The sequence below is a fragment of the Roseobacter sp. genome (genome assembly GCF_024639605.1).
Classification (GTDB): domain Bacteria; phylum Pseudomonadota; class Alphaproteobacteria; order Rhodobacterales; family Rhodobacteraceae; genus Roseobacter.
Genome location: NZ_JAHEHZ010000121.1, coordinates 1 through 10,561 on the forward strand (window position 1 = coordinate 1; position 10,561 = coordinate 10,561).

The following is a 10,561-nucleotide window of genomic DNA, read 5'->3' on the forward strand; positions in this document are numbered from 1 at the left end:
CTTCCTGGCTGATATGCCGGGTGGGGGCGGTCTGAGGTGTGCCGGCGAGAATGCCTGCGTGGATCAGCACATTGCGCAGGCCACGGCGGGCAATTGCGATCGTCTCTGGCGTAGCCGTACCTCGACCGCCAAGCTCTGTGGTCACAAAGGTCTTTCCCTGACTTTCCGCTGCGTGATCATACATGCTCGCCGGGTCGATTTCGGCCATTTGTACGGAGAAGGGCGCAAAGAAGGCATCCCGCGCCGCAGAACAGCGGCCTTCCTGCTCTTTGTCCTGCAGCACGTGGCTCGCGGCAAAAGGCAGAAAATCCAGCGTCCTGCCGCCGGAATGAAAATCAAGCACCAGATCCGCCATCGGCAACAGGGTCCTGGTGAAATAATCCGCGATCTTTTCGGTGACTGTCCCGTCGGGGCGACCGGGAAAGGCCCGGTTCATATTGCCGCCGTCCACAGGGGAGGTGCGCCGACCTGCCAGCACGGCAGGGCCGTTCATGAAGGGGATCAGAATGATCCGCCCGCTCACCTGCGCCTGTTCGGTCTGCGCGGCCAGATCGAGGATGGCCAGCGGTCCTTCGTATTCATCGCCATGGTTCCCGCCGGTAATGAGCGCCGTGGGCCCGTCGCCGTTGCGGATCACCGTCACCGGCAGCATGACCGACCCCCAGGCGCTGTCGTCGCGGCTGTGGGGAAGTTGCAGATGCCCGTGCTGCACGCCCTGCGCGTCAAAATCCACCGTCGTACGCATCGAAGTGGGGCGCATGGTGTTATTCCTTTACCATCAGCTGACGTGGAGTGGTGCACAGGCACTCAAAGCCGCTTTCGGTGATCAGCACCGGTTCAGTGATCTCAAGCCCGCCGTCGTCAAGCCAGAGGGCTGGCATGAAGTGAAACGTCATGCCCGGTTGCAACACGGTACGATCATCGCGGCGCAGCGAATACGTGCGCTCGCCCCAGTCAGGCGGATAGGACAGACCGATGGAATAGCCGCAGCGGTTGTCTTTTTCGAACCCGTGCTTTCTGAGGGCTGTGTTGAATGCATTGGCAATGTCTTCGGCAAAATTCCCGGGTTTTGCCTGAGCAAGGCCCGCGTCAACGGCTTCCAGAACGGCAGTTTCCGCGCGGCGGTATTTGTCGGGGGGCGCACCCAGAAAAAGCGTGCGCGACTGGGGCGCGTGATAGCGACGGTACGTGCCGGCGATTTCGAAAAATGTGGCCTCACCGGTTTTAAGCGGTGTGTCGTCCCATGTCAGATGAGGTGCCGTCGCATCAGTGCCCGATGGGGCGAGCGGCACAATGGAGGGGTAATCGCCCCAGTGACCATCCGCACCGGTGATCGCGGCTTCGTAGATTGCCGCCACCAGCCGGTTTTTCGCAAGACCGGGTTCGGCGTGCTCAAGGATGGTCTGGTGCATCTTTTCCACGATGCGCGCGGCACGACGCATAAAGGTGATCTCGGCGGGGCTTTTGACGGCGCGTTGCCAGTTGACGAGAGCATTGGCGTTTACCCACCGAGCGTCCGGCAGTGCGCTTTGCAACGACTGCCATGCGGCGGCCGTGAAGTAGTAATTATCCATCTCCAGCCCGATGCGCTTTGCCTGCCAGCCACGATCCGCAATCAGCCGGGCAAGGTCTTCCATCGGGTGTTTGTCAGGGTTCTGAACGTAGGTGTCATCATATCCGAAGATGCAGTCATGCGGCATCATCACCGTAAGTTTTGCCCCCAGCGCATCAATCCCGCGCCCCCACCAGAGCGGCGGCCCGTCGGGGCCCAGGACGACGGCCTGATGCACATAAAACGACCAGCCTTCGTAGCCGGTGAGCCAGGACATATTCGCAGGGTCGCAGGTTACCAGTACATCAGTGCCGGCGGTTGCCATCGCCCCGCGCACGGCGGCGATGCGCGTTTCATATTCAGCGCGGTCAAAGGGCAGTTTTTCAGCAGCCATCCGGAGTATCCTTTACGCAATGTGAGGTGCGGCCAGAGAAACGTTAACGGAACGTGGCTCTGCGGTCTATCGGCGGTGTGGCGCAGGTGCGAAATGGTGCAATAGACGAACCGGGCAGGGCGCTGCTAGGGTATCTGCAGTCCCGCTGTGCGGGAGAACAGCAACAACGGCAGACGGCAACGAGATATGAGATCAGAATACCGGCTGAAACGCCAGGCAGCGCAGTATTTCGCCATGACCCTTTTCGCTGCCGCCTGTCTCGGCGTTCCGCTCCCGTCAGCGGCGCAGGAGGCATTTACGCTTGAAGGACACGGCGGCCCTGTCAAGGGCATCAGCGTGGCGCCGGACGGGGCGATCCTGACGGCGAGCTTTGACAACTCGGTGGGGTTCTGGCGTGACGGCGCACCGCGCTGGCTTGAAGGGCACGAAGCGGCTGTAAACGCGGTGGTGCCGGTTGCCGGTGGCCGGATCGTCTCGGGCGGAGATGATTATGCCGTCCGTCTGTGGGACCCCGCCACAGGCACATCAGAGCAACTGGGCCGGCACAGCGCCAAGGTAATACGGCTCGCGACAGCGCCGGACGGACAACGCGTGGCATCGGCCAGCTGGGACCGGACCGCGCGCATCTGGTCGCTCGACGGGGCCGGCCCGCTGGAATTCACCGGCCACGAAAACACCGTAAGCGATGTGGCATTCTCCCCTGACGGCAAGCGGCTTTATACCGCATCCGCCGATGGCACGATCCGGCTCTGGGATGCTGAGACCGGCACATTTCTGCGCCGGCTGGTCCAGCACGGGTTTGGCATCAACGCGCTCCTGATCGCCCCGGATGAAAGCTGGCTGGCTTACGGTGCTGTTGATGGCGGAACCCGGGTGGTGTCGCTGCCTGACGGTGCCGAAACAGGCGACTTCACCGCCGGGCGCCGGCCGATCCTCGCGATGGCCTACCAGGAAGAGATCGGACGCATCGCAGTGGGTGATGCGCAGGGATACATCATGATGATCGACACCGCGACCTGGCGGATTGCCGAAGATTTCCGGGCCACCGCTTCCGGTCCGGTCTGGGCGCTGGCTTTCTCGCCTGATGGTGAGAACATCCACGCGGGCGGCATCGCAGATGCCATGCACAGCTGGCCCGTAAACGGTTTTGAGAACGCCGCAAAGATGACAGGGACGGAACGGTCTTTTCTGAAAGACCCCGAAGAGATGTCGAACGGCGAGCGACAGTTTCAGCGCAAATGCTCGATCTGTCACACGCTGGGCACGGACGGTAAACGCAGGGCCGGCCCGACGCTCTACGGGCTCTTCGGCCGGCCCGCCGGCACTGTCGACGGGTACTTATATTCAGATACTCTGAACGGGTCCGATCTGGTCTGGAATGCTGAAACGGTCGACCGCCTCTTTGATCTGGGGCCGGATCACTACATTCCGGGCTCGAAAATGCCGATGCAGCGGATCACCGGGGCCCGCGACCGGGCTGATCTGATCGCTTTTCTGCAGGAGGCAACGGCGCCGGACTAACTGCGGGTCCACGGGCCGGACACAGTTTAAGAACGCATGACTACTACCTGAGATAGAATGAAAATCATGGTCCGGGCGTTCCCGGTGATCCGTGCAATCAACGGCAGAGTACAACCCAGAATGCAGTAAGATTTTGAGAGTTCCCGATTCGGTGGTAACCTGACCCGGGGTCGACAGTTGGGCGATCCGCAGGAACGGGGGCCGCACATGACACATCGGGTGCGCAAAAGCGTCTGGGGATTGCCGGACGGCGACGAAACTCTGATGTGGTATGAGCGTGCTGTCGAAGCTCTCTGGCAGCTTCCCGTCGACGACCCGCGTGGGTGGTGGTTCATGGGTGCGGTACACGGGGTGCCGCCATCCTTTCCGAACATTGCAGCCCGCGCACAGTTCTGGGACCAGTGCCAGCATCAGAGCTGGTTCTTTCTGCCCTGGCACCGGGGATATATTGCTGCCTTTGAGGCCGTGATTGCGCAGGAAGTTGCCAGCCTTGGCGGGCCGGAAGACTGGGCGCTGCCTTACTGGAATTATTCACAGGATCTCGCCGATAATCCGGACGCGCGCCGTCTGCCTTCCCCGTTCCGGGACCAGCTCAAACCGGACGGCACGCGAAATTACCTCTTTTCCCGTCGCCGGCTGGTGATGAACGGTGATTTCGGGCTGACCGATCAGATCGTCAGCCTCGCGGCCATGGAGTTCGCCGGTTTCACCGACACCAAACCGGGCGCGCCGTCTGGCTTTGGCGGGCCGGTCACCGGGTTTAACCGGGGCGGCGGGGACAGCGGCGCGCTGGAACAGATGCCACACAATGTGATCCACGTCGAGATCGGCGGGTTCATGCGTGATCCGCGCACTGCGGCTTTTGATCCGGTCTTCTGGTTGCACCACTGTAATATCGACAGGCTCTGGGAGACCTGGCGCCAGGACCCGCTGCATGCGGATCCTGACAGTCCGCTCTGGCTCACAGGACAATCCTTTGACATGCATGACGGGCAGGGACAGCCTTTCAGCTACACTGCTCAGGATATGCTGGATACAACGCAGATCCTGCACGGATATCTTTATGATACGATCCCCTCACCGGTGTCCCCCGGCGGCGCCGCACCAGACGATACGGAGGCGCTTGCGATGAGCAGTTCCGGTGATCCTGACCTGGCAGGTGCCAGCGAAACGCCCGTGCGTCTGGGCCGGACCGTGACGCGCACGCGGGTGCAGATGAACCCTGACGTGGCACTGGCGGGGCCGGAGGAGGCACCCGGCAGCACGCGCCGGGTCTATCTGGAACTCCAGGGCATAAGGGGCACCGGGGCTGCCGGTAATTATGCGGTGCTGATTGATCTGCCGGGCGATAATATGGTGCCGGTCCGCGCCGGTGTGCTGAGCACTTTCGGGCATGCCCGTGCGAGCCGCGCCGACGCGCCGCACGGCGGCAGCGGTCTCAACCAGGTTTTCGACATTACAGCGCACGCTTTCACTCTTGGACTGGCACGCGGTGACACCGAGGCGCTTGAGGTTCTGATTGAGCCCATGGGGGCTGCGGACCAGGCCTGGGGTGTGCCGCCGGGTCTGGAAGGTGTTGTGGCTGAAACAGACGAACCCGCCGAGGTCACAATCGGACGCATCAACGTGATTTTCGAATGAGCGCAGCGGCAACGACAGCCAGAACGGGGCGGGCACCTGTGCTGAGCCCGGTCTTCGCCCGGCAACTTGCCGTGCCCGGGCCTCTTTTCACATTGCTCCCGGCACTGGCGGCATGGTGCCTTCTCGCAGCGATGCCCGCGGCACATTTCGATCTGCAGATCTGCGCCACACCGCCTGCCACAACTGCGGCCGCCTTCGGCCAGGCCTGGGCGGTAAGCCTCGCCGGATTGCGACCCTGGCCGGCTCTGGCGGAATGGGGGCTGATGGTGGTTGCCATGATGTTGCCTCTCATGGTCGCGGAGACCGGTCAGATCGCGGCGCGGGTCTATCGGCGCAGCCGAACCGGCGTCGTTCTGACATATCTGGCCGGGTATCTCGGCGCGTGGCTGCTTGCCGGTCTGATGGTTGTCATTCTGACGCTGGCGGCCCGTGCGGGATTGCAAAGCGTCGCAGGCACCGAGGCATCCTCATTGCTGGCACTCGGCGCAGGAGCGCTCTGGATGATCAACCCGTTGCGTCTCCGGCTTCTTGCGCGCGGCCACTACCGGCCTGTCATCGCCGCCGGAGGCCGCCGTGCGCTGAAAGGTGCAGCCCGCGCCGGCGCAGGCAAAGCCGGTTTCTGCCTGCTGACCTGCCTGCCGCTCATGGTTGCGATGCAGGTTGCAAGCGGTGGACTTGCCGGTATGGCGCTTCTGACGGTGCTGCTGATTGCCGAGCGTCGCGCCGCGCGACCGGCGCCGCGGGGTGCGGCCATGTTACTGATATTTTTCGGCTTTTATTCTGTTTTGGCGTGAAGGGCCGGTCGCGGCGCTTTTTATGAAGGAAAAGGTTTATGGCACAGGAAAAATACAACGCCCTCGCGAGGGGGCCGCTGGCAGACGACCGTGACCCGCTGTCGGTTGAGCTTGTAACGGCAGAGCCGGTACCGGACGCTGTGATCACCGACCGGGTCCGCGCCGCACTGCCCGAGGCTGATTTTACGGTGGAGGCCGCCTTTGATGCGACCGCGGACCGTTACCACTTTGTCGATTTCCCGGATATTGACCCGCATGGTCAGGAGCGCGCGGTATTTGAGTTTTCCCGGGATCTGCGGGAAGCCACCGGCGTCGCTGAAGCCAATCCGGTATTGCCCGACAGTCTTTATGGTGCGCATCATGTGGCCGGACTGAACGAGGCGCTTTTCAATCTGTGCGAAACGCCGCGTGATAATTCTCTTCCCTTTGGCTGGCATCATCCCCGGATCGACAGCATCGGCGCCTGGCGGCATACGCGTGGCGAGGGTGTGACCGTGGCGGTCATCGATACAGGCTACAGCGATCATGCTGAACTGCGCGGCGTGCGCACGCAGCAGGGCGAGATCAACCTGGTCGAGGGCGGCAGCAACGCGGCTGACCGCTTTTCCACAGGTCTTTTGCGCAACCCCGGTCACGGCACGCTGGTGATGTCGGTCGTGGCCTCGCGCGGCACGGCGGACCCGTCGGGTGGGACATCCGGGCCGGGGGCGGTGACCGGCACCGCGCCGGCGGCAAAGATCATGCCGGTCCGGGCGATCCGTTCTGTTGTCGATCTCAACCAGCGACGCATCGGTAAGGCGATTGATCATGCGGTTGCCAACGGGGAGGATGTGATCGCAATGGCGCTTGGCGGGCCGACGCGCGTGGCGAGCACCGAAGCGGCCCTGCGCCGTGCCGCTCAGGCAGGTGTGGTGATCGTCTGTGCCGCCGGCAACTGCTGGCCGAACGTGGTGTTCCCTGCGGCTTATGCGGCGATGGGCATCTGCACCGCTGTTGCCGCACTGCAACCTGATCTGCGCCCCTGGAAAAAGAGCGGTCGCGGATCGCAGGTGACGTTCTCGGCCTTTGGTGAGCAGGTCTGGGGCGCTGCAAAAAATGTCGCTGACGACCCTGTCACCGGCATCCGGGCGAGCCAGGGCACGACCCTTGCCACGTCAATGACGGCCGGAGTTGCGGCGCTTTGGGTTGCGCGGCACGGCGGCCGCGCTTCGCTGAAGCAGAAAGCGGATGCGCGCGGTACAACAGTTCAGGCGATGTGGGTGCGCTGTGCCATCGCGGGCATGACGCCGCCTGCGGAATGGGGCGGGGCGCGGGATCTGGGCGCAGGGCTGCTGAACGCAGGCGCGGCGCTTGATGCGGCGTTACCATCAGCCAGCGAAGCACCGGCAGTCCCCGACAAGGAGGCGGTTTCCACCCTCAATGTTCTTCAGATGCATCTGGCCGGTACCAGCGAAGCAGCGGTGCCCGCGCATGTCACCCCTGAGATGGCTGAATATGCGCCCGAGATGATCTGGCTCAGCTACCGCGCCGGTGCGCGTGCCCGCATGCTGGAAAGCGACGCCGAGGCCCCGATGCAACCCGATGATCCGAGTGAGGGTCTCGCAGCACTTCTGGCACAGGATCCGGCTCTCAGATCGGCGCTCGGTCAGTAGCGCGGGGGCCGGACATGACCATTGCGACTCAGAAACTGCGCGAAGTGCTCGAGGATCACGGCCTGCTCGTCGATCAGGCGCTCGAGCAGTTTTTCCCGGATCCTGAGGCACCCATGAACCTTGCCGCCCTCGGCGAGCTTACCGACGACGGGCAGGATGTTGCGGATGTCCTGGCCGAGGTGCTGATGCAGGGGGAGCTCTCAAAAAGCCTTGAGGCGTTTCTGAATGCACGCGGCATCGACGTGATGCAGCGGGAGCCCGGCGAGACCTGGGTTGAGAAAAACACGGCCTTTCCCGGGGCTGCTATTGCTGAACCTGACCCCAATGATTTTCCGCTGGAACGTCTGGGCCGCTTTGCTCTGCGGGCCTCGGCCTTTCGCTGCCGCGTAGAGGTCGACGGCGAGGAAGCAGGCTCAGGTGCCTTTATCTCCAAAACGCTGGTGCTGACGGCCGCCCATGTGGTCGAAAAGGCCGTTGCGGCCCGCGAGGCTGCGGAAGCCGGTGCCGGTGCGGGCCCGGTACCTGCCATTATGATCCGCGCCTCTGACGGGCAACGCTACCCTGCGCGCCCGGTCTGGTCGTCTCCCGTCCATGACGAGGAACGCAGCGGCGGTCTGCCGCCCGCACATGCCATTGACACGCATAAAGACGTGGCTCTTTTGCGGGTAAACCTGCCTTTGGGACTGAGCTACGGTTATTGTGATCTGCCCGGGGAAGCCGTCGACTGGACCGGCGCGCGGCTGATGACGCTTGTGCATTACCCTGAAGGCAACAGACGCGGGCTTACCCGCGGGCGGGTGCATCGCGACACACCGAACGACCTTCGTCTGCGCCATGACGTGGATACGAAGGGCGGCTCATCCGGCGGGCTGGCCTTTGATCGCGATCTGCAGTTCATCGGGGTGCATCAGGGGCGGTGGGATGCGTTCCGGCGGCTTGTGCCGCACGGGCAGTTCATCAATCACCCGGACTTTATCGGCGCGATCCGCCGCGATCAGCCGCGCCGCTATCTGTGGTCGCTGAACGATGATATCGACAGCCCGCTGATTATCGGACGCCGGACCTTTTTCACCGGGTTGTCGCATATGCTTGAGGCACCAGGATCGAACCTGCGCGGTATCTGGGTGCGGCGGGTGAATACGTCACGTATGACCGGGCTGAGTTTCAGCTTCGGGATGCTTGAAGCCTTTCTTCAGAACCGCGCGATCCCCGGGGATCCGGTAACGCGTAACCTGGCGCGCCGAATTCCCACCGACCTTGAGGAAACGGACCTTACCGGCACGTTGGCCGCTGCGTTTCCGGGCATGGCCGCGGTTGCTGCCCATGCCGGTGCCGGACCCGGCGAGACCAGCGACGCGGCCGCGGAACGTGAGCGCGCCGTCCGGGTGGCCGAGGCACTGCAGCAGGCCGCAGCCGCGCAGGACGCGACATTCTGGATTTTCTTTGAACCGCCCCCCGACAACAAGCTATCAGCCGCCGCGCTGACCCAGTTCGAGCATCTGGCGGAATGGATCGTCACCCATAAGAACCTGCGACTGATCCTTGCGGGCTTTGAGCAGTATGCGCTGGCGCCGCTGCAGTTCCAGAATACCGGCGAGGCGGAGAATGCGCGACGTCCCGGACTGCTCGTAGATCAGCTTCACAATTTCGACGACGAGGATGTCAGAGTGACGCTGCGCGCAATGCTTGAAGACCTCAATGGCGATGAAAACATCAGTAATGACCTGCTGGACCGGTTTGTCCGTCAGGTGACGAAGGATATCGACAAAGAAGAGGACAGTGACAGGTACAGGTTCGGTGCCCTGCCGGAGGCTGTAAAGCGCACGCGCGAGATCATACGCGGTTGGGTGGGCCTGTGATGAAAGCTGAACCCGAAGAGTATCACAAACTGCGCGATGCGCTCTTTCTGCAGGCCGCACTGGTTGAGGAGTTCAACCCGCGTGACATGCTGAGCACGGTAATCCCGGCGGAGCGCAGCGGGGATATCCTGTTGCGCGGCAAGCTGATGTCGGCACTTCGTGAAGCATCAACCGGCGACGGAAGCCGCTGGCAGATGCGTCCGGTACAGCGCCGCAAGATCCTGGGCCGACTTGAAAGCGCGCAGGTGGATGCCGACAGTGACATCGGTGCAGCCCTCAAAGGGAATGGCGCATTTTCTGCGGAGGCGCTCGTGCAGGTCTCGCAACCGGGGACCGCTTCCGGGGATCTGGCGCACGTGGTTTCAACGCTTGAACAGGCCGGTCCTGCGGCACCGGGGCACGGGCGCCTGCTTGAACTGAGCAGCCGCCTCGATCATCTGCGCCGGGAACACGCGACGGATGTGCTTCTCGGCAGCAGTTTTGTGGGGCGTGAAGAAGAGATCGCACGCCTGCTGCATGCCCTGGATCATCCGCAACGGACCGCCCCGCTGAAAACACTGCACATCCAGGGCCTGCCGGGTGTAGGCAAGACCTTTTTGCTCGAACACCTGGGGCGGCTTTGCCGGGACAGACCACGCGTCGTGATGATCCGGCTCGACTTTGACCGGTCGTCGCTGCGTGAGGGGGCTGTCGATGCTGTCTTTGAGGAGATTTCGCGACAGATCGGTGCGGCGATCCCCTCGGTGGCCGGACTGCTGCATGACCTGCGCATGCAACGTGCGGAACGGCGGACGAGTATCGCCTCGGAGACCGGAGCGCGGTTGCCCTCTGACCTGCTGCACGGGATGATCGGGATCCTGGCCGATCACGACCGTCAGGTGTTGTTTCTGCTCGACACGCTGGAGGTGCTGCACGGGTACGGCGCGACCTTCGTGCATCAGCTTTTCCGTGAAATTGACCGGTTTGCCGACAAGGAGCGCATTGATATCAGCCTGATTTCTGCCGGACGCGGCCCGGTTTTTGCGCGTGATGACGCACGCCTGCAGGATTTCATCGCGCTCGAGGCACTTGACGACAAGGTCACCGCCGCAATTCTGGAAAAACGCAATGTGCCCGCACATCTGCGCGACCGGATTGTGTCGCTGTCT

8 protein-coding genes are annotated in these 10,561 nt (G+C 62.9%); 6 read left to right on the plus strand and 2 right to left on the minus strand.

Going from position 1 to position 10,561, the window contains the following annotated elements; all coding sequences use genetic code 11:
• A partial coding sequence (doeB, locus tag Q0M35_RS14185; protein WP_295316417.1) for a N(2)-acetyl-L-2,4-diaminobutanoate deacetylase DoeB occupies window positions 1-760 on the minus strand: 760 nt, incomplete at its 3' end.
• A gap of 4 nt (window positions 761-764) precedes the next feature.
• Window positions 765-1,946, minus strand: a complete 1,182-nt coding sequence (gene doeA, locus Q0M35_RS14190) for an ectoine hydrolase DoeA (protein ID WP_295316419.1) — start codon at window positions 1,944-1,946, stop codon at window positions 765-767.
• 234 nt (window positions 1,947-2,180) lie between these two features.
• Between doeA and Q0M35_RS14195 the strand changes: the two genes are divergently transcribed.
• The 6 genes from Q0M35_RS14195 to Q0M35_RS14220 all read left to right on the plus strand — a co-directional run.
• Window positions 2,181-3,467, plus strand: a complete 1,287-nt coding sequence (locus tag Q0M35_RS14195; RefSeq protein WP_295316431.1) for a c-type cytochrome — start codon at window positions 2,181-2,183, stop codon at window positions 3,465-3,467.
• A 207-nt stretch (window positions 3,468-3,674) separates the two neighbouring features.
• Window positions 3,675-5,108: a tyrosinase family protein gene (locus Q0M35_RS14200; RefSeq protein ID WP_295316421.1), complete on the plus strand. Its 1,434-nt coding sequence runs from the start codon at window positions 3,675-3,677 to the stop codon at window positions 5,106-5,108.
• Window positions 5,105-5,902: a DUF2182 domain-containing protein gene (locus Q0M35_RS14205; RefSeq protein ID WP_295316423.1), complete on the plus strand. Its 798-nt coding sequence runs from the start codon at window positions 5,105-5,107 to the stop codon at window positions 5,900-5,902. The genes Q0M35_RS14200 and Q0M35_RS14205 overlap by 4 nt, the downstream gene beginning before the upstream one ends.
• A 38-nt stretch (window positions 5,903-5,940) precedes the next feature.
• Window positions 5,941-7,554, plus strand: a complete 1,614-nt coding sequence (locus Q0M35_RS14210) for a S8 family serine peptidase (protein WP_295316425.1) — start codon at window positions 5,941-5,943, stop codon at window positions 7,552-7,554.
• Between the two features lie 14 nt (window positions 7,555-7,568).
• Window positions 7,569-9,413 (plus strand): serine protease, encoded by a 1,845-nt coding sequence (locus Q0M35_RS14215; protein ID WP_295316427.1) that lies wholly within the window; start codon window positions 7,569-7,571, stop codon window positions 9,411-9,413.
• The coding region (locus Q0M35_RS14220; protein WP_295316429.1) for an ATP-binding protein at window positions 9,413-10,561 on the plus strand (1,149 nt) is incomplete at its 3' end. The genes Q0M35_RS14215 and Q0M35_RS14220, both read left to right, overlap by 1 nt.